Origin of the sequence: Desulfosporosinus fructosivorans, from assembly GCF_004766045.1 — a bacterium.
GTDB lineage: Bacteria > Bacillota > Desulfitobacteriia > Desulfitobacteriales > Desulfitobacteriaceae > Desulfosporosinus > Desulfosporosinus fructosivorans.
Genome location: NZ_SPQQ01000002.1, coordinates 217,985 through 241,412, shown reverse-complemented (window position 1 = coordinate 241,412; position 23,428 = coordinate 217,985). Strand labels below are relative to the sequence as shown.

Here is a 23,428-nt window from a genome sequence, read left to right as displayed (position 1 = left end):
GTTACTTTACTATCAATTCTATCCCCATGAAGGGAAATGTAGAGTAATGACCATGTAAATTAAGAACAAATGGGGATGAATCGATGGAATTACTTAACGTAGATATCAACCAGGCAGGGTATTCTGGCAATCCGGCTGTCATCAAAAATGTGGCTTTATCTGTAAAATCCGGTGAACTTGTAGGGTTGATTGGTCCTAACGGAGCGGGGAAAAGCACTACAATTAAGGCGATCATGGGGTTGTTGCCGCTGATGGATGGTATGGTGGAATTTGCCGGGGAGAGTAAAAACTATGCTTATATCCCAGAACAACCCGTATTATATGAGGGCTTAACACTCTGGGAACATTTGGAGCTTGCTGCCGCTGCCTATGAAATCGAACGAAAAGTATTTGTGCCAAGAGCTGAGGAACTTCTCAAACTCTTCCGCTTGGCGGAAGTCAAGCACCATCTACCTGGTACCTTTTCTAAGGGCATGCAACAAAAGGTCATGCTGGTTGTCGGTTTTCTTTTGGACCCAGGGGTTTTTGTGGTAGATGAGCCCTTTATGGGTCTGGACCCCAGGGGTACAAAGGATTTTCTAGCTTATTTAAACCAGGCTAGAGCCAAAGGATCAGGGGTGTTGATGTGTACGCATATACTGGATACTGCGGAACGAATCTGTAGTTCTTTTATATTGATGAACGCTGGGACAGTAGTAGCCCGGGGAGATCTTAAGGAAATCAGGGAACGATGCCAGTTACCTGAGGGTTCGCTAGCGGACTGTTTTGATAAACTCTTGGAGATTCGCTAATGATTACTGTGACTAGGTTATTTCTTCGGCGAGTTATTTCAGACTGGAAATATCAGTACCAAGTATGGAAAAGCGCCGTAGATTGGATTGTAGCGCTTTATATTGTCATTCCCTTTTCAGCTGGTTTCATATATTATTATCATTCCTGGTGGAGGGCGGTTCCTGGGTGGCTGGACTATATTCCGCTAAATGCTTTAACAGCTATTATTGTCGTATTTGCTTGGTCAGGTACAATCCGTATTTTCGTGGAGAACGCGGATCAGCTCTTTCTCTTACAGCGTAAAGTATGGATCAGCCGGATTATTAAGTATAGTTTAGGTTATTCCATTATCTATAACCTTGTGGTAACCGCGTTGTTGCTGGTTATTCTGGCACCGTTTTTGTTATTGCATTACGGTTTTTCTTTGATAGGTGTCGTCTGGTTAACTATTCTCGCCTTTATCCTTAAGAACTGTATGGGTCTTGGTAAACAGCTTATCGAACTTCGCTTCAAGGGTTGGAGTAAACGGATCCTGACCTCGGTTGTTTTTTTAATAACGGGCGTGTATGTGAATCAAAGTGTGGGTCTTTTGTTAAACCGCAAGGGCCTGTTTTATTTGTCAATGTTAGCACTCTTAATCGTCTTAGGTAGGCTCTTATACAAACGAGTGAAACTGAGGGGCGCTTTCTCTGAAGATGTAGCTAGGGAGCAAACTGCGAAGCTCAGATTAGCTAAGTACATGCTGCAGAGTGCTGGAACCTATGTGAAAAAGCCAAGATTCAATAGAAAACGCCCTCTGTTATTCAGAAATTCCAATTTGATTTTTAAGAAGCGTAACCCTGTGAACGGTTTGGTGGAAATGTGTCTTAAATCTAAGTTGCGTAATGACATAGATATTATGTCTTACTTCAGAATGCTTGGGGCAAGCAGCGTGGCTATATTAATCTTCCCCTCGGACTATGGCTGGCTTCTCTGGTTTGCTTTTTCAATAATGATAACCAACGTCGTTTGGTTGTTTTGGCAAGAGGCTATTAATGATCCCTTTGTCTGTTTATTTCCCTGGAGCCCAGAAACGAAGCTAGTGGCAATGAGGAAAGCTATATTCCTTATGGCTCTGCCAGGGCAACTTATGCTCGGTGTTGTGGTGGCCATTAAGACGCACTCCTGGCTGGGGGGGCTAGTGATGGTGCCTGTCACAGTTCTTATAGGCTATTATATGGCTAAAATGATTTCATTAAAGAGTAAAATAACACCCTAAGCTAAGAGGTTGAATACTTGCATCCCTATGGTATAAAATAGATTGAGACAATAACGATGGTTCATTCTACTCGAATTATCTTGTCGAAAAATCTGAAAGGAATATTTCAAGGACCATGGAGGTCCTTTTTTTATATTCAGAAAGTACAAGTATTGGGGTACCAGAGGGTATCCCTTTACTTGTCGTTCAGGAAAGGTCGTTTTCTTTTTGAATATCTTTAAACTGCATTAGTTAACTTGTTTTAATAAAATATGATTGCGGTGACCACAATGTAATTGCGGTATCTTGCAGTGTGATTTTCTGTGCAAAAGATGCTGAATCATAGTAAAGTAATTAGTAGACGAAAGGAATAACAATCCAAATGATTAACCATTTACTGGAGAAACAATAGATTCTGACATTGACATTAAGGCTCCCAAGGGGGATGGAGGTTTCGCCAGAGTTTGCTTTTGGCGAGGAATAGGAGGGGACAAGCTTATGCAAGAAGATTGGGACATTATTGGAGAAGTAATGTTACAATTAGTAAATGACTATTTTCTAGTAAAAGAGCTTAAAGACTATATGTCAGAATTCATTACATTTAAAATGAAAAGTTGCTTTCCTTTTGGTCAGCTTGTTATTTTACATTATCAAATGTTTACAGGTCAGTCTAAAGACATCTATAAAGCTGCTGCCGCTGTTGAACTGATGATTCTTTCGCTCGATATATTTGATGACTTGCAGGATCAAGATAATTTTTCAACCCCCTGGCATAGAATTGACCAAGCAATAGTAATGAACATAGCTACGGGTTTTCTTGTACTTAGTGCAAAAGCATTAGAACAAACGTCATTTGATCGAGATAGAAAGGCAATGGCCAGTAACTACCTAAATACGCGTGTACTAAAAGCGATCAATGGTCAACACACGGATCTCATGGATTCGATTGAATCCGAAGAGGATTATATCCAAATGGTTAGGGGGAAGTCAGGTTCTCTTATGGCTTCAGCCTGTCTAGTGGGAACAGCTTTAGCTAGCGAGAAACATCATGAGAGTGTCAATAAATATGCAGAGCATATGGGGATCATTGCCCAAATTAAGAATGACATTAAGGCTATCAGTCGTTGGGATGAAAAAAATGATTTGATCAATAAGAAGAAAACTCTGCTTACTTTATATTTACTTAAAAATCAACAACCCCAATATCAGTTTACTAGGGACTATTTTAGCGATAAACTAATGAAAGAAGATTTAATAAAAAACAAAGTTGAAATTCAAGAGTTGATCAATAAATCCGGTGCCCTTGAATATGCTCGTATTATTATGAGGCTAAATCAGTTACAGGCGATTGAACTGATAGAAAGTATAGGTATAGTGCAAGAACGGAAGGAAAAGTTGTTGCAATATATCTAAACCTTCTGTTCCCCGCAATGTAATGGCGGAACCCCGCAGTGCTGTTGGCGAGGTTAAGGGATAGATTCATGATACGATTTAGACAAAAATTATGAAAGGAGAAGAAGGATATGATGCAAAACGTTGTTGAGTATTTAATGCAAAATCCTGATGTCAGAGAGAAAGTGCAAGAAGGTACAGCAAGCTTAATAGGTTTAACTGAAATGGAAGAAAAGGCAGTTCTCGATGTTTTTGAAAGTTCAGGCAGCACTTCTATATCACCACTAGTGTTTTGGTAATAGATTCACGAAGAGTCAGGATAGCTCCTGACTCTTTTTTGGAGGAAATTTGGCATGGGAAACTTTAAAAAAGGTTTTGTGTTACTAGCTTCAACAGGAATCATTTTAATAATCTCCTATTACTTGCTGTTTGTCACTTTACGCATTCCATACATTGGGCTAAGCGTGGAAGAAAATGAAGTAGGTAAATGGCAGATATCTTATGTGGATCATCTCGGATGGGCAGAACAACAAGGAATCAAAGTTGGTGATACTGTATCATTAATAAATGGAGTTCAACCTAGTAATTATTCTACAATTCTACAATATGGTGTCATTGAACAAGCTGAGACATTAGTCATTAATAAAAACGGAGAACCGATATTACATAAGGTGACAAATAATATGACTCCGCAGCAAGTTCAGTATCATATCGTGATACCAACACTAGTGTTCGTTATTTTGTTCATATTTTCCTGTGTCTTATATTTGAAAAAAAGCGATGATAAGTCTGCTCTCATTCTGATTCTCTTTTTTCTTGCTATTGGCTTAAGTTATTTAAGTGCACCAGTTTCATCTAGGATGGACACTCTAGGGATATACATCAACCGAATCACCTTCTCATTAATACCTGTACTATTTTTAGAATTTCTAAATAACTACTTTATTCGGTATGGACTTTCTTTGTTTAATCGTAAGAGTTTATCGGTATTATATTTAGCCAATAGTTTACTGCTTGTTATTACTTTATTTTTTCAGATTTTTGGAAGAAACTTAGTTATTATTAGATATTCCTTTCTTGCAGTCTTCTCAATAAGTATTCTTTTATGTTTTTATATTTTACTCTCCCGTTATTTTCGTTATAGAGATACCATACACAAACCAATATTCAAAATAATAATAGTTGGTTTTACCCTGGCTTTTTCCCCGTTTGTCATCTTAATGGGTTTACCAAGTATTTTATTCGGGGTTGAACTAATACCAGGAGCTTTAGCGGCAGTTTCTTTAGTGTTTCTTCCCGGCGTGTTTTTATATCTGATCACAGCAAATCGCTTATTCGATATTGATTTCATCATTGATCGGATACGCTATTATGCTATTCTAAGCCTCATACCCACTATACTTTTGGTATTGTTCTTGTCCTATCTTTTGAGTGAGTTTACGTTAGTTCAGTGTATGAAACTCGGCATTGTTACTTATATAGGAATTATAGTGTTTCTCTATATAAAAGAAGAACTTGATTTCCATTTCCGTTCGAAATTATTTAGAGAAAAATATAACTTTCAAGCAAGTTTAGATCGTTTTTCTCAAGATATTGCCAAAGTAATGAAAATATCTGATTTAGAAGAACGATTAATCATGGAAGTAACTGAAGTTTTAGCCGTCAAAGCCATTTCGTTATTGGAAACGAACTTTATGGATTATTCATTAACAATAAAGACAGGGAGTCCAGACTTCCCAGAAACAGTTATAACTGATTGGTTAAAAAACAATACTGAATTGATTGCGGTTGGAGAATTGATTGATATTGGTAGTAATGGAGTCTTTCTTATAATCGGCAGTGAGAAAGCCAAAAGCAATCTTGTATGGATTCGAGGAAAATTGAATCGAACTGAATTTAATCAAGAGGAAAGAGTATGGCTTAGAACAATTGCAGTTTATGTGAGCATGGTTTATGAAAATCTGCATTTAATTGAGGGGTTAATAGAGAAATTAGAGGAAGAGGTTACTCAGAGAGACTCAGCAAAGCCTTGGGTGTTGCGCCTTCTATTTAACTTATCGGAGAAGGAGAGGCGTCGTCTAGCCTCAGACTTGCACGATTCGGCACTACAACAACAATTGCTTTGGTATCGCAAGCTTGAAATAATATCAGTCGATGAAAGAATCCCGGCGGATCTGAGGAAACAACTCAATACTATGGCCGAAGGGCTCTTAGATGTAACTCACCAAATTCGTGAAACCTGCAATGAACTACTGCCACCTTTATTAAAAGAGACTGGGATTGTAGAGGCATTAAAGAACTTATTTGCTAATGCTCAGTTACGAACGGATTACGTTGTGAATTTTAAGGCAACAGGTTTCAGTATAGATTTAGATTATGAGCATATATTAGCGCTTTATCGAATAGTGCAAGAGCTATTGACAAACGCCGCTAAGCACTCCAAGGCAACTGAGATTAAGATTATATTAGCTGATAGTCATGGTATTATAACGTTAAACTATCGAGATAACGGTATTGGTATGGATTTTGAAAACTTACAATCTTCGTTTAATCATATGGGCTTGTCTGGGATCAAAGAGCGAGTTTTAAGTCTTGAAGGTAAAACATGTTTTAATTCGAGTCTAGGCAAAGGGTTCGAAGTTTCAATTTGGATGCCACTAGACAAGGCTACTAGTCTAAACGAACAAGTTGTTTAAGGGGGAAAGGGCAAACGTGATTCAAATATTACTAGTTGATGATCATCCTTCAGTTGGTGAAGGAACAAAAAGTATGATTGAGCAAGAAAATGATATGAAAGCGACTGTTGTAACGTCTAGCATGGAAGCCTTAGAGGTCTTGAAAAACCAGATTTTTGATGTGCTGATGTTTGATTTGAATATGCCTGTAATCAACGGCTTGGAATTAACGAGGAGAGTAATCGCAATTAACTCCGATACGCCTATTTTAGTTTATACTGGATACGATATTTCGGCTCACTACAATATTCTAGTGGAAGCACGTGTCTCTGGTTTTATAAGTAAAACAGCATCCCGAGAGCAGCTTATTACGGCTATTCGCTGTGCTTTGCGTGGTGAAGCAGTTATACCCATATCCCTTTTGCACCAACTAAGGCGTAATGAGGCACGGGTAGATGCTTCGGAGAAGGAAGAAAGCGTAAAAAGGATATCAATCGATGAAAAGGAGCAAATGATTCTTCAAGAAGTAGCCAGAGGCAAGAGTAACAGGGAAATCGCGGATATTCTATTAATGAGTCAACGTACTGTTGAGTATAATCTGACTCGAATCTTCGGGAAATTAAATGTTCGTTCGAGATCAGAAGCAATATTTCAAGCCAAACGCCTTGGAGTTATTCCTCATGAGGATTTTATATAGTTATAAATCCTATTGGGTAAGTCCTAAGCAGGGACACCAACAGTTGTAACAGAGGTTTGGAAAAAGATAATCGTTTCTCCAGGAGGCCTGCGATGATTTGCGAGATCACCAGCTAGTCGTACCTATGCGCAAAATTCAAGAAATGCGGCAGCCGTGGTGGTTGAATTTTCCGGCGCTAGATAGTATTATTATAATTCAATTTTTCTGTACGTATGGTCTTTTTTGAGATTTTTATTAGAATTAATCCTCTTCTGACCGGACGATAATCCCAATTCTTTGATTACCATTTCGACGACTCGTTTTAATGAAAATTAAAGAATACTATGGAGGTATAAATGAAATCTATTTTGAAAATCTCTGATCTAAGTAAAAGTTATGGTGGAGAGTATGCTGTCCAAAATCTAAATATGCATATAACTCAAGGCGATATTTATGGATTCTTGGGACAGAATGGATCTGGTAAAACTACAACCATTAGAATGATATTAGGTTTAATTGAGCCAACATCTGGTTATGTTGAATTATTTGGAGAACCAGTAAGCAAAAGAAATTATCAAGTGTTTAGAAGAATTGGTTCGATGGTCGAGTATCCTGGCGCATATGAGAATCTGACTGCGGTGGAAAATCTGGAAATACACAGGAAACTTATGGGTATAAAGAAAAGAGATTCTGTTGAAGAAGTTCTTCATTTAGTTGGACTATCAGAAGCTCGAAATAAAAAGGTCGGAGAATTCTCATTAGGTATGAAGCAAAGGCTTGGTATAGGGAGAACACTATTACATAAGCCTGAACTTTTGGTATTAGACGAACCGACTAACGGTCTTGACCCAGTAGGTATAAAGGAAATTAGAGAACTAATAGTTACTCTTGCAAAAAGAGATAAAATTACTATTTTAGTATCAAGTCACCTTCTAAGTGAAATTGAACAAATGGCTACTAAAATTGGAATAATTAACAAAGGACTGTTACTTGAAGAAATAACTCTCGATTCACTAATAAAAAAGAGCGAGCGATATATTAGGGTTAAAGTTAATGACGCAGATGCTGCTATCGAATGTTTAACTAAAAATTTGAATATTAAAGAATTCACTGTAGAAAACGGTGTATTAAAAGTATATGAAAGACTCCAGGAAGCCGTAGACATTAACAGGCTTTTAGTAACTAATAATATTGATGTAGAGGAAATATGTTTAATCGAAGATAAGCTTGAAGACTACTTCTTAAAACTCATCGGGGGATTGGTATGATGACAATATTATTTGATTTATATAAGATTATAACTACAGAACTTCAAAAATTGAAAAACTGCAAAATTCTTTGGGCGATTCCGACAATCTTTGTAATTCCTAACTTCTTAGTGTTTCTTATCTATGCTATCAACCCAAAATATCCAATAGTAGTGTGGCAAGACTATTTTTTAACCCCTGTAATGCTTATCAATTTACTTGTAGGAATCGGTTTTTTTGCTTTGTTAACAGGCTTCATCTTTTCCAGGGAATATCAGGAGCATATGATAAATAATTTATTTACTTACCCTATTAGTAGATCCAATTTTTTTGTTGGGAAATTAATCGTTATGCTTATAATAATAGCTGTAACGCTTCTTGCTTCATTTGTGCTTTCAATATTATCAGGATTTATTTTAAAGCATGAACCTTTAACTACTATTGTTGTTTTTGAATATTTGAAAGTATATTTGTTAATGATTATAATGCACTTTGCATTGGTGCCAATCGTCGCACAATTAAGTATTTCAAAACGCAATATAATTCCGCCAATCATCCTTGGAATCTGTGCAATGGTTTTAAACCTTATTATACTTAACACACCTTTTAATACAATTTTCCCCTGGACTATCCCCGCAATATTCAGCCCCCACGAGGGAGGAAGATCATTCACTAATTATCCACTTGGAATCTTCACGTTATTGGCTACTTTTGTAATAGGTATTGTACTGAGCTTAAATTCATTGAAAAGAGATGTCCATTAAAAATAGAATCAGGAATAAGATAGGTATGGGGGGCGAGAGCCTTTGGGGGTAGTTCAAATGGTGCACCGGTGCACCATTTGGGCTCTCTTCCTCGTCCGGGACGGAGAGTATCGCTCAGTTGACAGCATTATCTTTAAATCGCACTGCAAAGATACCGCAATATGATTACGGTATCTTGCAGTGCGATTTACGGTGCAGAAGTATTTGAAATATAGTAGAGTAATATGTAGGGCGTATCCGGAATTTGCCGAAGAAGGATGAAATTAATAGATTTTCTGAGGGAGGAGTCTATATCGGACTAGATTTTTTCGTAACAGCCAGCATCTTCTCTGTTTTGGGGTATGGATTATGTTACCTCACTCTTTCCTGTAATTGTAAAAGTAAAACGCCTAGTGATAACTCGGAAAAATTAGCTCGAAGAGGGCGTAGCGGAACTAAAATTTAGTTTCACTACGCCCTCTTAATTACGATAGATTTCCTGCTATTCTATAGTTTGCTCAACCTGCGCTCGACAAAATTTGAAATCCGTACGAGGGCTTCCTGAAGTTGCTCGATGGAATAAGCATAGGAACAACGAATATATCCTTCTCCGGAAGGACCAAAAGCGGTTCCGGGGACAACAGCAACTTTTTCTTCCTTTAAGAGTTCTTCGGCAAACGCCTCGGAGGTCAAATTTGTCTTTGAAATATCCGGAAATACGTAAAAAGCACCTAAGGGTTCGAAACAGTCGAGCCCCATTTGCCGAAAGCCGTGAACCATAAGGCGACGTCGCCGATCATAAGCAGTGACCATGTCGGCTTTTGCTTCAGAGGCAGACCGTAACGCTTCTAAGGCTGCAATCTGGCCCATAATGGGGGCACAGAGCATGGTGTATTGGTGAATTTTGATCAGCCCGCTGATGAGATCCGCATGTCCTGCAACGTAGCCGATTCTCCAGCCAGTCATGGCGTAGGATTTTGAGAAGCCACTGACAAAGAGTGTGCGGTCGTGCATACCGGGTAAGCTGGCAAACGAGACATGTCTTCCGTCATAGCTAAGATCAGAATAAATATCATCAGCAAGAACGAGAAGATCGTGCTTAGCCACAAAATCAGCGATAGGGAGAAGGTCCTCACGACGCATGATCGCCCCAGTTGGGTTATTCGGGTAAGACAGCACTAAGAGCTTAGCTTTAGGTGTATACACTTGGCTTAAGTCTTCCACGCGTAAACGAAAGTCTTCCTTGGCGTGGGTTGGAACGTAACTAACACTTGCCCCGGCTAATATTGCGCATGGGGCGTAGGATACATAGGACGGATCGGGAACTAAGACAACATCTCCTGGTTCGAGCAAGGCTCGCATCACGAGATCAACAGCTTCGCTAGCTCCAGCGGTTATGAGGATTTCTGTAGCTGGATCGTAGCAAAGTCCCAAGGTTTGAGTCAAATGCTGGGAAAGTTCTTCACGTAACTCCAAGAGGCCAGCATTACTGGTATACATGGTCTGGCCCTGTTCTAAGGAAAAGATACCACTTTCTCGTACAGTCCAAGGGGTGACGAAATCGGGTTCTCCGACCCCTAGTGAAATGACATCCTTCATAGTTGCGACAAGATCGAAAAACTTGCGGATCCCTGAGGGCGGGAGAGCTGCGACATGGGAGGCGAGGTAGCGATTCATGGCGAAACCACGAGGCGTTGAATCGTCTCTTCCTCTCCGAGAAGCGCGACCCCGTCTTGCTTATATCTGCGAAGCACAAAGTGGGTTGCGGTACTCTGAACATGCTCTAGAGGAGCTAATTTTTCAGCTACAAAAAGAGCAACGTCTTGCATTGTTTTTCCTTCAATGAGCAGAGATAGATCGTATCCACCGGACATCAGAAAAAGTGCTTTGATTTCAGGAAACTTTTGTAACCGTTTGGCGATTTTATCAAACCCATAGCCCCGTTGAGGCAAGACTCTAACTTCGATCAGAGCGGAAACCTTTTCTTCGCCAGTTCGTGCCCAGTTGATCATGGGTTGATAGCCGACGATGATTTTTTCCTTTTCCCAATTGGTTATACGTTTGCTGATGTATTCAGCAGTCAAGCCTGTTTGCACGGAAAGCTCTTCAGGAGTAAGTCGACAATCTTCGGCGATGAGTTTGAGTAGTCTATGATCTTGTTCATTAAGCATTAAATACACCTCTTTAAATATATAAAAGTCATAACAAAATTAATTATAACACGCTTTTATACAACAGGGCTAGATTCGGAAGTAACATTGCTGTTACTTCCGAATCCAGCAAAGTTAACTGCTCGGTAATTCAGTTAGATTGAAGCTTTCGTCGCATTAAGGAGTCCACCAGCAAGAAGAATTTTAGCTTGACGTTCAGTTAGGCCATGTTTAACCCAAACTGGGTCTGAGCTGTCATTAAGGGTAATAGCAAAGGGAGCGGGGGAATGTACAGCTTGATGCATGTCTAAGAGGTGTAAAATATCCCCGGGCTGCATTCGAGTAAGGTCTTCCTCGTTGACAAAGGTGAGTGGAAGTATGCCAAAATTAATCAGATTGGCACGGTGGATGCGAGCAAAACTTTGGGCCAAGACAACGCGGAGTCCCAAGTACATGGGAGCAAGGGCGGCGTGTTCACGACTTGAGCCTTGACCGTAATTGTGGCCAGCAACAATGATGCTTTGCTTTAGGACCTTGGCCTTAGAGGCAAACTGAGCGTCGACTTTATTAAAGACGTACTCTGAAATGGCCGGAATGTTCGAACGGAGCGGCAGAATCTTGGATCCGGCGGGCATAATATCGTCCGTCGTTACATTATCCCCAAGCTTTAAGATGATCGGTAAGCTGAGCGTATTATCTAGTGCAGGGGCGAGGGGCAGTGGTTGGATATTGGGACCGCGCCGAATTGGGGTATCTGGATCACCGGGAGGTAAGATCATGCTGTCATCGATGCGAAATAAATCTGGGAAATCAACAACAGGGGGGATTCCTAAGGTACGAGGATCGGTTAAATAGCCTGTCAAGGCACACGCCGCTGCAATTTCGGGGCCAGCCAAATAGATCGAGGCATCTTGTGTACCACTGCGACCTTCAAAATTACGGTTAAACGTTCGGACTGAGACCCCTTTCGAGACTGGTGATTGTCCCATTCCTATACAAGGACCACAGGATGATTCAAGTAGTCGTGCCCCGCTATCTAGAAGATCCGTCAAAGCACCATTACTTGCTAGCATGCTTAAGACTTGACGGGAGCCGGGTGAAATAACTAAGCTTACGTTCGGATGAACGTGTTTGCCTTTTAGGATCTGACGAACACTCATCAGGTCTTGATAGGAAGAATTCGTACAACTACCGATGGCGACTTGCTGTACAGCTAGTGTCGCTAGATCAGTAACCGGAACAACCTTGTCTGGGCTATGGGGTTGGGCAACCAATGGAACAAGCAGTGAAAGATCAAGGTTAATGGTTTCATCATAAGAGGCGTCTTCATCAGCTGAGAGAGATACAAAGTCCTCCGCTCTTCCTTGCGCCTTTAGAAAAAGAAGGGTTTGCTCATCGCTAGGGAATACTGAAGAAGATGCTCCGAGTTCTGCGCCCATATTTGTGATGGTTGCGCGTTGTGGTACTGTAAGAGTTTCTACGCCAGGTCCAGCATATTCAATGATTTTCCCAACCCCTCCTTTGACAGAGAGCACGCGAAGGATTTCTAAAATGATATCTTTGGCTGAAACCCAGTCCGAGAGCTGTCCTGTAAGCCAGACCCGGAGGACTTTGGGGCTGGGAAGATAAAAAGCCCCTCCTCCCATCGCCACAGCAACATCCAAACCCCCAGCACCCATGGCCAGCATTCCCATTCCGCCTGCAGTTGGGGTATGACTGTCCGAGCCAAGTAACGTTTTACCAGGTTTAGCGAAGCGTTCAAGATGAACTTGGTGACAAATCCCGTTTCCCGGTCGGGAAAAATACGCCCCGAAGCGTGCCGCTGCACTTTGTAAAAATGCGTGGTCATCGGCATTTTCAAACCCTGTTTGAAGGGTGTTGTGATCTATATAACTGACCGAGCACTCCGTTCGAACTCTTGAAAGGTTCATAGCTTCGAATTGCAAATAAGCCATTGTTCCAGTGGCGTCCTGGGTTAAAGTCTGATCGATTTTCAGTGCGATCTCGTTCCCTTTTTTTAAGTCACCGGAAACTAAGTGAGATGTGAGTATTTTCTGTGTCAAATTTTGCCCCATGGTAATTCCTCCTTTGAATGGTATTAACTTTACCAAAAACAAGACGGAACATCTAGGGTTTTCCTGAAAGTATACAGAATATCTGTTTTTAGAGAAGCAGAGAACAGTCTCCTTACTTCAAGATATGTGACATGTTTCGATATTTTAAGTTGGGTTTGTCATAATTTCAGGTTATAATAGTTTATAGGGTAGAATCTTTGTGGCAGGGAGGAATCATTAGTAATATGCCTATATATGAATTTGGGTGTCCGAGCTGTGGCATTCTGACAACGGAATTGTATAAGATGGGGGAAAATGGTGAGCTGTTGACGTGTGGTAACTGTGGGCACGCTGGGCTTACAAGACAAATCTCCGGATTTGCAAGTCTGGGGGTCTCCGGAGGGGCCGGAGGTGGAAATTGCTCACCAGGATGTCATGGAAACTGTACTGGGTGTCATTGAAAGGGGAACCAAAGTCTTGAACAAGCGTCTGAATATTGTTTTGGTTGAGCCAGAAATCCCTCCGAATACGGGGAATGTGGCTCGGCTTTGTGCTGCAACTGGGGCAACACTACATTTAGTAAAACCGTTAGGATTTAGTATTGATGACAAACAATTAAAACGTGCCGGTTTAGACTACTGGCACTTACTTGATATCATGGTTTATGAAAATTTTGCGGAGTTTGAGGAAAAAAACCCAATAGGACTCCGTTACTTAGCGACCACAAAAGGTGGGCGGGCCTATACAGACATGACCTATGAGTCTGGGGGATATTTGCTCTTCGGGAAAGAAACTAAAGGATTGGCTCCTGAAATATTAGCACGTTACCCAGAGACGGCGTTCCGGTTGCCGATGCGTGCGGAAGCCCGTTCCTTAAATTTATCGAATTCTGTGGCAGTCGTTGTATATGAAGCATTGCGTCAATGGGGTTTCCCCGGTCTTGTATAGAAAGGAGCAAAGAAATGGTATCCAACGTTGAAACTATAGAGAACAGGCGTAAAGCGGGGGCGGTGGAGGAACCATCATGACATATTTGTTAACCTTTCTCATGGCGCTTTTGATAGCTGTGATCGCTACGCCCGTTTCTATGAAATTAGCGGATAGGTGGGGAGCTATTGCTTATCCCGGTGGTCGGCATGTTCACAAGAAGCCGATTCCCCGTCTCGGTGGGTTGGCACTATATGCCGCATTTTGGAGTGCGGCTTTGATCATACAATGGTGGGATAAATCCTTTACAATGGATGCATCTACAATTATGCAAATATGGGGGTTATTCATCGGGAGCACTATCATTGTGATGGTTGGCATATGGGACGATACCCGTGGAATGCGACCCCTAGTTAAGCTGATTTGGCAAATCGCGGCGGCTTCAGTGCTTCTCGCGTTTGGCTTTTCCATGAACATCATCTCACTGCCGTTTATTAGTCCAGTTGATTTTCAGCAACTGGGGCTAGGTGCCATTGGCCTTATATTAATGCTCTTTTGGGTTGTCGGATTGGTTAACACTGTCAATGTATCAGATGGACTTGATGGTCTAGCTGCAGGAATATGTTTTATAGTAGCAATTTTGCTGTTTTGGTCTGCGAATCGGATCGGTCAACTTCCGGCTGCCCATCTTACTTTGGCCTTGGCTGGCGCACTCCTCGGTTTTTTATTCTTCAATTTCCCACCAGCTCGTGTCTTCATGGGAGACTCAGGAAGTATGTTCCTTGGCTACATTATTGGTGGAATTTCTATCATGGGTCTGCTTAAAACGGCTACGATTCTGGGATTGGTTTTCCCACTGCTTGTTTTAGGAATGCCAGTTACCGACCTAACCTTTGCCATTATTCGTCGAAAGCTGAGAGGACAGTCTATGGCGACAGCTGACCGAGGGCATTTACATCATCGTTTGCTGGATGCTGGGTTGAGTCAACGAACAGCAGTACTTTCAATGTATGGGATCAGCGCTTGCTTTGGTGTGGCTGCTGTGCTTGGGGCTAAGGGGCAGTGGATTTGGGCCCTGGCTATGCTTATTGTAGTTTTTGCCTTGCTTATTATCATTCTAATGCGTAGAACAGCAATACTGGCGGTTTTTAGTCGACGAAATTCAAAGTAACTCGCTTTCGCTTAAGATGAACATTGTGACTTCGGTGGCATGCTTACACTTCTTTTTTGATCAATGCATATGATGGTCGGAAAGGGGGTATAAGTATGCCATTACAAGTGTTTGCCTTTAATAATGGCTTAACAGAAAATGCTAGGGGTTATCCCTATCTTAGACGTAACGGGGATATCATCAACCAATGAGGGATTTTTGAAATTCCTATTCAAAATAACGGTACACTCCTTGGGCGTCCAAGTCGACGGCTCATTAATGAGGCCCATGCTATGGGAGTCAAAGTATTCTTGGTGGTTAGCAATCTAACCGCACAAGGTCAGTTTTCCACTGCTCTGATCGGGCGTTTGGTAGGCGATCAAGATTTTGCCAACCTCGTTTGGCGAAACATTAGAAATGTCTTGGTCGAGTATCAGTTTGATGGAGTTAATCTTGATTGGGAGAAAGCGGGCCTGCAGACCGAGCCTTGTTTACCAATTTGATCAGAGATTGGTCTGTGCGGTTTCAAAGGGCAAATTTCCTCGTCTCGATTGATGTGCCAGCAAAAAAATCGGATGACCCGATGAGTGAGTGGGGGGGGCTTTTGATTATAAGGCGATTGGTCAGGCGGTCGATGAGGTGATTATTATGACCTACGAGGAGCATAGGGCGGGAAGTGAACCAGGATCCGTCGCTTCAGTACCATGGGTTACTAGCGTCCTAAATTATGCAATTGCCAATATCCCGCTCCAGAAAATTTATAGGGGAATTTCGATCTATGGGTACGATTGGCCAGAGCAAGGTGCTGGTCGTGTGATCGGCTATCCACAGGCAATCGAACTGGCACGTCGTCATGGAGCCCCATGGCAATGGGATGCAACTCAACATAGCACGTACTTCCGTTATGAGACTATGGGTGGTCGATATGGTCGCCATACTGTTTATTTCGAAGAATCCCGTAGTTTGAAAGACAAGCTGGACCTTGCCTTACTTAAGAGTATTCGTGGTGTAGCACTATGGGAAATGAACCTTAGTTATCCTAGCTTTTGGGATGTACTTCAAACCTATGTTAAGCATCCATCAAGAAAAAAGTAGGTGTAAAAATGCAGATTTATTTTCATGGACATTCCTGCTTTGAAATTGTAGGAAATGCAGGTAGAATTCTTATTGATCCCTTTTTGACTGGTAATCCAAGCACCACCGCTAAACCTGAAGATTTTACTGAACTTGACGCAATATTGGTCTCTCATGGACATAGTGACCATTTGGGAGATGCGATACAGTTGTCTATGCAGACAGGAGCCCCCATAATTGCTGTTTTTGAGTTGGCCCTTTATTGCCAGAGTCAGGGAGCAAAGACGCACGCTATGCATCTTGGGGGAAAGCACCTATTTCCCTTTGGATGGGTCAAACTTACGCAGGCCTTGCATGGCTCCGGAATTGAAGACCCAGAAGGCGGAAACATGATCTATGGCGGTCCACCCTGCGGGTTTTTAATTCAGATCGAAGAAAAATGGCTTTATCATGCAGGAGATACTGGATTGTTTGGCGATATGGAACTTATAGGTCGTCGACATCCCCTTGCGGTAGCAATGCTTCCGATCGGAGATAATTTTGTCATGGGCGTCGAAGAAGCAGTTCATGCCTCCCAATTATTAAGACCTAAAGTAGTTATTCCGATGCACTATAATACGTTTCCTCTAATTGCTCAAGACGTGGGAGAGTTCGAACATCTCCTTCAACGCAGGGCTCCAGAGAGCCAAGTCAAGGCGTTAAAGCCCGGCGAAATGTTCGAGGTGTAAAACATATCTTTAAAAAATATCCCGCTTGATTTAGTCAAGCGGGATATTTTTATGTAAAAAAGGTAAAACTTTTGGTAGAAAGGAGATGAGGTTAATGACAAGAAAACCATGTTCGACACGTTGTCTTTATGCAGTTGAAGGGCACTGTCGATTAGAACACATTCTCGGAGAGCGACGAGGACCGAGCTGTCCGCATTACGAAGAAGATTTTAATATTATGAGTAGGGGGAGGATCTAGTATGAAGCAGTCAAAACCAAAGGTGAAGAGAATAGATCCGCTAGAACCTTTGAAAATGGAAATTGCAGCGGAATTGGGCTTACTTAACCAAATCCACAGTAATGGGTGGCATTCTTTGAGTGCCAAAGAGGCAGGGAAAATTGGAGGGCTCATGACCCAACGGAGACGAAAAAAAAGTGAGTCTCAGGGATAAACATGGTTGAATAAGAATTCTTGTGATATAATTATAGCTCGTAAAGTAATAAGTTGGGAGCGTTTTTAGTTGACAAAGCATCAACAGATTTTGACTTTTATTGAAGATCTTGCAATTGGCAGTAAGGTTTCAGTGCGTTTTATTGCCAAAGAATTAGATGTCAGTGAAGGAACAGCTTATCGGGCTATAAAAGAGGCAGAGTCAAAAGGATTTGTTCGTTCAATTCCCAAAGTGGGAACGATTCGAATTGAAGGGGTCAAAGAACGACAAATTGAGGACCTAACGTTGCGTGAAGTTTCACAGATAGCCGAAGGGATCGTTATTTGTGGCTTTCAGCATCTCGATCGTTCGCCAAATAAGTTCCTTATTGCAGCAATGGAAGTCGCCTCTATGGGACGGTATTTGGAAGGAGACGCGTTGTGTATTGTCGGAAATCGACGCGACGCTCAGATTTTTGCCTTGGAACATAATGCTTCGCTGTTGATCACTGGAGGACAGGAACCCGACGAAGAGGTCGTAGCCTTAGCACGACAAAAAGAGTTAGTAATAATTCAATCCCCCTACGATACCTTTGCCGTCACTTCGATGATTAATCGTGCCCTATATGATCGATTAATTCAGAAAGAACTTATTTTAGTCGAAGATATTATGGTTAAAGATGTTAGTTTTTTGAAGGCAAATATGACCGTTGAAGACTGGCGCGCACTTTCGCAAAGTACGGATCATAGTCGTTTCCCTGTCGTAGAAGAAGACATGACTCTTGTAGGTATCGTTACTGCAGTAGATGTTGCTGGCGCGGATGTTAAAACGTTGATTAAAGATGTGATGAATGTTAATCCATTTATGGTTGGACGAGATGATCCCGTAACCCATATTTCTCGGATCATGGTTTGGGAAGGATGGGAAATTGCTGTCGTTGCAGATCAGGGCAAACTGATTGGAATTGTCAGCTTACAAGACGTTATTGAGGCTTATCAGCAAGTTCAAAAACAACCTCAATTTGGTGAAACAGTGGACAACCTTGTCTTAAGTGGCTTCAGATACGTCGATGATGCAGAACATCTTACTATAGAGGGCGAAATCACCAATTCTATGGTTAATGACTATGGTTCGGCAAGCTGTGGGGTACTCGTTACTGTCATGAACATGGCTGGTTATATAGGCTTGAGAAAGAAGTATCGGTTAGATGCGATTACCGAAAATTTTACGCTTTATCAACTTCAGCCCATCGCAGTAGGGACGGAAATAAAGGTCACTGCAAAACTACTGCTTGTTGCCAAAAAGCATTGCAATATTGAAGTAGAAGTCACGGTTGATAATGTTGTGGTTGCCAAAGGACTAATGACGGCTAGAATTGGGGATAAAAAACTGGTCAGCAAAGAGCCCAGTAAAGAGTGAGCGGATCATAATTTATTTATAATCCATAGGAAAGGCCTTGACCAGATCAAGGCCTTTTTATTCTTTAGGGAGATAAGCATGTTTGCTAACAATATTTGCTATGCTAACGACAATGACTTAAAGATTGGAATAAGATCATTACTTTAATTAGAGTTAGTAGCGCTGTTAGACAATTGGCCAATTTAGCGATACAATTATTGTATTAAGTCAAAACTTATTCATTGTGAGACTCCCACTCAAATGGTAGTCGTAACCTGGACTAAGCTTTTTGTGGGGGCAGCTCTCCAGAGGTCTCGATGTTCAACTTCAGTCGAACGAGCTCATTTACTCCCACGAAAATTTTACAAAACTATATTGTTCTTGATACCTTGATATGGGAAGGAGGGTGATGCCTTGTGAAAACAGACGATATTGATAATAAATATGGCTTTGTTCACCTTCATAACCATACGGAATTCAGTCTGCTCGATGGAGCAGCACGGATCAAAAATTTGGTTAAGCGTGCGGTTGAATTAAAAATGACAGCTTTGGCAATTACTGATCATGGAGTCATGTATGGGGTCATAGACTTCTATAAGGCTTGCCTTAAAGAGGGGATCAAACCGATTATCGGATGCGAAGTCTATGTCGCTCCCAATAAGCGGACAGACCGTGTCCCCGGAAAGGATGATGCCAATCGTCATTTAGTCCTGCTAGCTGAGAATGAGGAAGGGTATCGCAACCTTATTAGGCTGGTATCAATGGCTCACATCGAAGGGTTTTATTATAAACCTCGAGTAGATAAAGAAATTCTGCGCAAGCATTCCTCAGGCCTTATCGCGCTTAGTGCGTGTTTGGCGGGGGAGGTTGCGAGTTGCCTTCTGCAGGAACAATTAGAAATAGGAATAAAGAGTGCCCTAGAGTATGAGGAGATTTTTGGGAAGGGTAATTTCTTTCTCGAAGTTCAAGATCACGGTCTAGCGGAACAACGCAAAGTAATTTCTGAGATGTGGAAAGTCCATGAACGCACGGGGATTCCGATGGTGGCAACGAATGATGTGCATTATGTTAAGCGAGAGGATTCATTCGTGCAAGATGCTTTGCTCTGCATCCAAACTGGTAAAACTATAGCGGATACGTCACGGATGCGTTTTTCCAGTCAAGAGTTTTACCTTAAATCTGAACATGAAATGGCGCTGCTGTTTGGGGAACACCCTGAGCTATTGGAAAATACTGCACAAATCGCAAAACGTTGTCAAGTCGAGTTCCAATTTGGGGGTAACCTTTTACCTGTGTTTGAAGTTCCTGAAGGGTATACGTTAGATGGTTATCTTGAAGCAGAATGTCGCAAGGCTTTTCCAAACTATTACCCCCAAATGACGGAAAAGGAACGGGATCGGTTAGACTATGAACTCCAAGTCATTTTTCAGACAGGGTTTTCGGGCTATTTCCTGATCGTTGCAGATTTCTGCCGTTTCGCTAAGGATAATGGCGTGGCTGTAGGTCCCGGGAGGGGGTCTGCTGCGGCGAGTATGGTTGCTTATTTATTAGGAATTACGTCTGTTGAACCGCTGCGTTTTGATCTTCTATTTGAACGCTTTTTGAATCCAGAACGCATCTCTATGCCAGATATTGACATAGACTTTGACCCGGACGGCCGGGAACGAGTGATCCGCTATGTGACCGAGAAATATGGTGCGGATAAGGTGTGTCAAATCATAACCTTTGGAACCATGGGGGCTAAAGCGGCGATCAGAGATGGAGGCAGGGTTTTGGCTATGCCCTTAGCCCGGGTCGATAAAGTTGCGAAAGCGATTCCTGCGGATTTAGGGATGACCTTGGAAAAAGCACTTAGTGTGTCCCCTGATTTGGCGCGTATGGTCGAAGAGGATGAAGAGGTTAAAAGGCTCTACACCTTAGCCCGATCTCTCGAAGGCATGACCAGACACGCTTCAACTCATGCAGCAGGGATCGTTATCTCTAAGGAACCCCTGATGAATTATCTCCCACTTCAGAGGACGTCCGAGGATTTTGTCATGACTCAATTCCCCATGAAAGTGGTCGAAGAAATTGGGCTTCTGAAGATGGACTTTTTGGGCTTGCGCAACTTAACTATTTTGCAAGAGGCTGTGCGACGGATTGAAGAGACGCATGGATTAAAATTGGACTTACAAACTCTGGCCCTTGATGATCCTCAGACGTATAGCTTATTAGCTGCGGGAAACAGTACCGGGATCTTTCAGCTGGAAAGCGGTGGCATGCGCGCGATTCTGAAGGAACTTAAGCCGACCTGCTTTGAGGATATTATCGCAGTCAATGCCCTATACCGACCAGGTCCGATGGATCAAATTCCAGAATTTATTCGACGTAAACAAGGAAGTAACATCACTTATCTGCATCCAAAGATGGAGCCCATTCTCAAATCTACCTACGGAATTATCGTATATCAGGAACAAGTCATGCAACTTGCCCGTGATCTTGGTGGCTATTCTCTTGGCCGGGCGGATTTACTTCGCCGAGCAATGGGAAAAAAGAAAAAAGAAATCATGGAAGAAGAACGTCAGAACTTTATTCATGGTTTGCAAGATGAAGCTGGGGAATGGATTATCCTAGGCGCGCTTCGGATTGGTTTAACGCCGCATGATGCAGAAGAAATTTTTGATTTAATGGCTAAGTTTGCAGAATATGGCTTTAATAAAGGACATGCTACGGCTTATGCCGTGATTTCGTATCAGACAGCCTATTTAAAAGCAAACTATCCTCTAGAGTTTATGGCAGCCCTCTTGAGCACGGTGATGGGTTCTTCCGATAAAATATCCTTTTATATTCAAGATGCTAAACTTGGTGGGATTCAGGTGCTCCCGCCCGATGTTCAGTACAGTCAAGTTGGTTTTTCAATTGAGGAGCAGGCGATCCGTTTTGGCTTAGGTGCTATCCGCAATGTGGGCGTAAATGTCATTGAGAAAATTCTGGAAGCGCGACAAGACGGACTCTTCGAATCCTTGGATGATTTCTGTATTCGTGTCGACCATAAGGTTTTGAATCGGCGCGTACTGGAAAGCTTGGTCCGTGCTGGGGCAATGGGTTCATTTTGTTCACGAGCGCAGGCTTTTGCGGTAATAGATCAGGTTTTAGACACGACAGGGCGTCGGCAAAAAGATCGGCTTTCTGGTCAATTCTCTCTCTTCGATTTGGATGAAGGCATGGCTTCAGCGACTAGTTTGCCAGACCTTCCCGATTTTCCAGAACGTGAGATCCTGGACATGGAGAAAGAATACCTAGGCCTCTACTTAAGTGGGCATCCCCTTTCTTCAGTTCTTCCTCAGCTACAGACCTTCCTGTCTTCCGATATTCTGACCTGTCTCGAAGGTGAGGAGGAGAAGAAAGTGTCGCTTGGCGGATTGGTCACTGGATTTCGGCAGAACGTGACTAAGAAAGGCGAGATGATGGCTAGTTTTGTTTTGGAAGATTTAACGGGTGGAGTCGAGGTCTTAGTTTTCCCGCGAGTCTATGCGCAGACACGCACTTTGGGCAATGATCAGGTAATCGTGGTTGTAGGAAAGTATATTATTAGGGACGAAGAGAAAAAAATCTTCGCTGAGAAAATTACAGCACTTGAGGATTTAAAGCCTTTTGTAGATAAGAATCCAATCACCCTACCTAAAATCCCCAAGCCTCAGACAGTTGAAAAACGTCTTTTCCTAAGATTTACCACTGAAGAAAGTGACCTGCTGGAAACGACCATGAACATACTACAACGATTTCCTGGAAGTCAACCGGTGTATTTCTACTTTGAAGATACCAAGAAAGTTATGGAAGGAGAACGGGAGTTTTGGGTAAATGATGAAGGTGATTTAGAGGCGGCACTTCATAAAGTCATGGGGCAGGGTAATGTAGTTTGGAAACCAGCGAAAAATTTTGCTAAATAATGACTGAGTTGCAGGATTCTTGACATTGAAGGCGAAATTCATGAAAATATCCTTGAATCGAATAAAAAGGAGATACACTGTGCGTACTGCGATTTATCCAGGAACATTCGACCCAGTAACCAATGGGCATCTCGATGTATTAATCCGGGCCAAGGAACTATTTGACGAGGTGACGATTGCCATCGCTGCAGATAGTAAGAAGACACCCTTGTTTACGCTTGGTGAGAGAATGGAATTACTCTTGGAAGCGACGAAAGACATGCCAAATGTTAAAGTCCGTGTTTTTGAAGGGTTGACCGTTGAATTTGCACGACAATGTGGTGCAGTCGCCATTCTTAGAGGACTACGAGCCTTATCTGATTTTGAATATGAATTTCAACTCGCCTTAATGAACAAAAAAATTGCTGCTGATATTGAAACAATTTTCCTGATGACTCAGGCCGAATTCTCTTTTATCAGTTCTAGTGCGATCAAGTGGGCTGCTAGTTTACATGCCGAGGTCTCAGCTTTTGTACCACCGCATGTCGAAAAGGCATTAATGTCTAAATATGCTAGCCTGCGTACAGATTCAAATGGTGTGGATTAGACTTGGAAGATCACCTTTGTTGCACAATCAGAAGGGCTATGGTATCATAATACGGATTTAATAAGGGGGCTTTTTCAGAATGTGGACAGTCATTTATATTGCACCCAATAAGTTGATAGCGGAAAAATATAAAGCGTTCCTCACCAATGAAGGAATGTTGGTTCAACTTCGGCCGATTGGTTCGGCGCATCTCGGCGACCATGCTTCAGTAGAAATTCTCGTTCCGGAATCGGAAGCCGAAGAAGCGCATGAAATCATTACTGGCGCCATAGGGAGCTAAT

Annotated in this window: 22 protein-coding genes; 19 read left to right on the top strand and 3 right to left on the bottom strand. The window is 42.1% G+C overall.

The window, feature by feature from the left end:
- Positions 1-83 precede the first annotated feature (83 nt).
- The 8 genes from E4K67_RS05455 to E4K67_RS05420 all read left to right on the top strand — a co-directional run bounded on the left by E4K67_RS05455 (position 84) and on the right by E4K67_RS05420 (position 8,762).
- Positions 84-791, top strand: coding sequence for an ABC transporter ATP-binding protein (locus E4K67_RS05455; RefSeq protein ID WP_135545415.1), 708 nt, complete (start codon positions 84-86; stop codon positions 789-791).
- The gene (locus E4K67_RS05450) at positions 791-2,029 is read left to right on the top strand and encodes an ABC transporter permease (protein ID WP_135545414.1); all 1,239 of its coding nucleotides are present in this window, start codon (positions 791-793) and stop codon (positions 2,027-2,029) included. Before E4K67_RS05455 ends, E4K67_RS05450 begins: the two co-directional genes overlap by 1 nt.
- A gap of 477 nt (positions 2,030-2,506) precedes the next feature.
- Positions 2,507-3,421 carry a polyprenyl synthetase family protein gene (locus E4K67_RS05445; protein WP_135545413.1) on the top strand — a complete coding sequence of 305 codons (915 nt, stop codon included), beginning with the start codon at positions 2,507-2,509 and terminating at the stop codon, positions 3,419-3,421.
- A 110-nt stretch (positions 3,422-3,531) separates the two neighbouring features.
- Positions 3,532-3,699, top strand: coding sequence for a competence pheromone ComX (gene comX, locus E4K67_RS05440; protein WP_135545412.1), 168 nt, complete (start codon positions 3,532-3,534; stop codon positions 3,697-3,699).
- Between the two features lie 54 nt (positions 3,700-3,753).
- Entirely contained in the window at positions 3,754-6,096 is a 2,343-nt protein-coding gene (locus tag E4K67_RS05435; RefSeq protein ID WP_135545411.1) for a sensor histidine kinase, read from the top strand.
- Between the two features lie 16 nt (positions 6,097-6,112).
- Positions 6,113-6,772: a response regulator transcription factor gene (locus E4K67_RS05430; RefSeq protein ID WP_135545410.1), complete on the top strand. Its 660-nt coding sequence runs from the start codon at positions 6,113-6,115 to the stop codon at positions 6,770-6,772.
- Positions 6,773-7,107: 335 nt separating this feature from the next.
- Complete coding sequence (locus E4K67_RS05425) at positions 7,108-8,019, top strand: ABC transporter ATP-binding protein (protein ID WP_135545409.1); 912 nt, start codon at positions 7,108-7,110, stop codon at positions 8,017-8,019.
- A complete protein-coding gene (locus tag E4K67_RS05420) occupies positions 8,016-8,762 on the top strand; it encodes an ABC transporter permease (RefSeq protein ID WP_135545408.1) in 747 nt (248 codons plus the stop codon). Before E4K67_RS05425 ends, E4K67_RS05420 begins: the two co-directional genes overlap by 4 nt.
- A 486-nt stretch (positions 8,763-9,248) precedes the next feature.
- On the opposite strand, the gene E4K67_RS05410 is transcribed toward E4K67_RS05420, so the two are convergent.
- The 3 genes from E4K67_RS05410 to E4K67_RS05400 all read right to left on the bottom strand — a co-directional run bounded on the left by E4K67_RS05410 (position 9,249) and on the right by E4K67_RS05400 (position 12,966).
- On the bottom strand, positions 9,249-10,418 hold the full coding sequence (locus E4K67_RS05410) for an aminotransferase class I/II-fold pyridoxal phosphate-dependent enzyme (RefSeq protein ID WP_135545406.1): 1,170 nt from the start codon (positions 10,416-10,418) through the stop codon (positions 9,249-9,251).
- A complete protein-coding gene (locus E4K67_RS05405; protein WP_135545405.1) occupies positions 10,415-10,912 on the bottom strand; it encodes an Lrp/AsnC family transcriptional regulator in 498 nt (165 codons plus the stop codon). Before E4K67_RS05405 ends, E4K67_RS05410 begins: the two co-directional genes overlap by 4 nt.
- A 134-nt stretch (positions 10,913-11,046) precedes the next feature.
- A complete protein-coding gene (locus E4K67_RS05400) occupies positions 11,047-12,966 on the bottom strand; it encodes an aconitate hydratase (RefSeq protein ID WP_135545404.1) in 1,920 nt (639 codons plus the stop codon).
- Positions 12,967-13,190: 224 nt separating this feature from the next.
- Between E4K67_RS05400 and E4K67_RS05395 the strand changes: the two genes are divergently transcribed.
- From E4K67_RS05395 to E4K67_RS05345, 11 genes are all read left to right on the top strand, one after another.
- Positions 13,191-13,406: an FmdB family zinc ribbon protein gene (locus E4K67_RS05395; RefSeq protein WP_135545403.1), complete on the top strand. Its 216-nt coding sequence runs from the start codon at positions 13,191-13,193 to the stop codon at positions 13,404-13,406.
- Entirely contained in the window at positions 13,381-13,893 is a 513-nt protein-coding gene (locus tag E4K67_RS05390) for a tRNA (cytidine(34)-2'-O)-methyltransferase (RefSeq protein WP_135545402.1), read from the top strand. The genes E4K67_RS05395 and E4K67_RS05390 overlap by 26 nt, the downstream gene beginning before the upstream one ends.
- Positions 13,894-13,969: 76 nt before the next feature.
- Complete coding sequence (locus E4K67_RS05385) at positions 13,970-15,043, top strand: glycosyltransferase family 4 protein (protein ID WP_135545401.1); 1,074 nt, start codon at positions 13,970-13,972, stop codon at positions 15,041-15,043.
- Positions 15,044-15,315: 272 nt separating this feature from the next.
- The gene (locus E4K67_RS30495; protein ID WP_243454337.1) at positions 15,316-15,525 is read left to right on the top strand and encodes a hypothetical protein; all 210 of its coding nucleotides are present in this window, start codon (positions 15,316-15,318) and stop codon (positions 15,523-15,525) included.
- A 145-nt stretch (positions 15,526-15,670) separates the two neighbouring features.
- Positions 15,671-16,117: a glycosyl hydrolase family 18 protein gene (locus E4K67_RS30490; protein ID WP_243454372.1), complete on the top strand. Its 447-nt coding sequence runs from the start codon at positions 15,671-15,673 to the stop codon at positions 16,115-16,117.
- Between the two features lie 8 nt (positions 16,118-16,125).
- Positions 16,126-16,824 (top strand): metal-dependent hydrolase, encoded by a 699-nt coding sequence (locus E4K67_RS05375; protein ID WP_135545400.1) that lies wholly within the window; start codon positions 16,126-16,128, stop codon positions 16,822-16,824.
- Between the two features lie 239 nt (positions 16,825-17,063).
- Positions 17,064-17,255 (top strand): alpha/beta-type small acid-soluble spore protein, encoded by a 192-nt coding sequence (locus E4K67_RS05365; protein WP_135545398.1) that lies wholly within the window; start codon positions 17,064-17,066, stop codon positions 17,253-17,255.
- A gap of 69 nt (positions 17,256-17,324) precedes the next feature.
- On the top strand, positions 17,325-18,653 hold the full coding sequence (locus tag E4K67_RS05360) for a DRTGG domain-containing protein (RefSeq protein ID WP_135545397.1): 1,329 nt from the start codon (positions 17,325-17,327) through the stop codon (positions 18,651-18,653).
- A 395-nt stretch (positions 18,654-19,048) separates the two neighbouring features.
- Positions 19,049-22,561 carry a DNA polymerase III subunit alpha gene (locus E4K67_RS05355; RefSeq protein WP_243454336.1) on the top strand — a complete coding sequence of 1,171 codons (3,513 nt, stop codon included), beginning with the start codon at positions 19,049-19,051 and terminating at the stop codon, positions 22,559-22,561.
- A gap of 79 nt (positions 22,562-22,640) precedes the next feature.
- Positions 22,641-23,147: a pantetheine-phosphate adenylyltransferase gene (gene coaD / locus E4K67_RS05350; protein ID WP_135545396.1), complete on the top strand. Its 507-nt coding sequence runs from the start codon at positions 22,641-22,643 to the stop codon at positions 23,145-23,147.
- Between the two features lie 79 nt (positions 23,148-23,226).
- Positions 23,227-23,427: a putative signal transducing protein gene (locus E4K67_RS05345; RefSeq protein ID WP_135545395.1), complete on the top strand. Its 201-nt coding sequence runs from the start codon at positions 23,227-23,229 to the stop codon at positions 23,425-23,427.
- Position 23,428: the final 1 nt, after the last annotated feature.

Excerpts from the sequence above, each read along its gene's own strand:
- E4K67_RS05455 (WP_135545415.1), top strand. The coding sequence starts at position 84 with ATGGAATTACTTAACGTAGATATCAACCAGGCAGGGTATTCTGGCAAT.
- E4K67_RS05450 (WP_135545414.1), top strand. The coding sequence starts at position 791 with ATGATTACTGTGACTAGGTTATTTCTTCGGCGAGTTATTTCAGACTGG.
- E4K67_RS05445 (WP_135545413.1), top strand. The coding sequence starts at position 2,507 with ATGCAAGAAGATTGGGACATTATTGGAGAAGTAATGTTACAATTAGTA.
- comX (WP_135545412.1), top strand. The coding sequence starts at position 3,532 with ATGATGCAAAACGTTGTTGAGTATTTAATGCAAAATCCTGATGTCAGA.
- E4K67_RS05435 (WP_135545411.1), top strand. The coding sequence starts at position 3,754 with ATGGGAAACTTTAAAAAAGGTTTTGTGTTACTAGCTTCAACAGGAATC.
- E4K67_RS05425 (WP_135545409.1), top strand. The coding sequence starts at position 7,108 with ATGAAATCTATTTTGAAAATCTCTGATCTAAGTAAAAGTTATGGTGGA.
- E4K67_RS05420 (WP_135545408.1), top strand. The coding sequence starts at position 8,016 with ATGATGACAATATTATTTGATTTATATAAGATTATAACTACAGAACTT.
- E4K67_RS05410 (WP_135545406.1), bottom strand. The coding sequence starts at position 10,418 with ATGAATCGCTACCTCGCCTCCCATGTCGCAGCTCTCCCGCCCTCAGGG.
- E4K67_RS05405 (WP_135545405.1), bottom strand. The coding sequence starts at position 10,912 with ATGCTTAATGAACAAGATCATAGACTACTCAAACTCATCGCCGAAGAT.
- E4K67_RS05400 (WP_135545404.1), bottom strand. The coding sequence starts at position 12,966 with ATGGGGCAAAATTTGACACAGAAAATACTCACATCTCACTTAGTTTCC.
- E4K67_RS05395 (WP_135545403.1), top strand. The coding sequence starts at position 13,191 with ATGCCTATATATGAATTTGGGTGTCCGAGCTGTGGCATTCTGACAACG.
- E4K67_RS05390 (WP_135545402.1), top strand. The coding sequence starts at position 13,381 with ATGGAAACTGTACTGGGTGTCATTGAAAGGGGAACCAAAGTCTTGAAC.
- E4K67_RS05385 (WP_135545401.1), top strand. The coding sequence starts at position 13,970 with ATGACATATTTGTTAACCTTTCTCATGGCGCTTTTGATAGCTGTGATC.
- E4K67_RS30495 (WP_243454337.1), top strand. The coding sequence starts at position 15,316 with ATGGGAGTCAAAGTATTCTTGGTGGTTAGCAATCTAACCGCACAAGGT.
- E4K67_RS30490 (WP_243454372.1), top strand. The coding sequence starts at position 15,671 with ATGACCTACGAGGAGCATAGGGCGGGAAGTGAACCAGGATCCGTCGCT.
- E4K67_RS05375 (WP_135545400.1), top strand. The coding sequence starts at position 16,126 with ATGCAGATTTATTTTCATGGACATTCCTGCTTTGAAATTGTAGGAAAT.
- E4K67_RS05365 (WP_135545398.1), top strand. The coding sequence starts at position 17,064 with ATGAAGCAGTCAAAACCAAAGGTGAAGAGAATAGATCCGCTAGAACCT.
- E4K67_RS05345 (WP_135545395.1), top strand. The coding sequence starts at position 23,227 with ATGTGGACAGTCATTTATATTGCACCCAATAAGTTGATAGCGGAAAAA.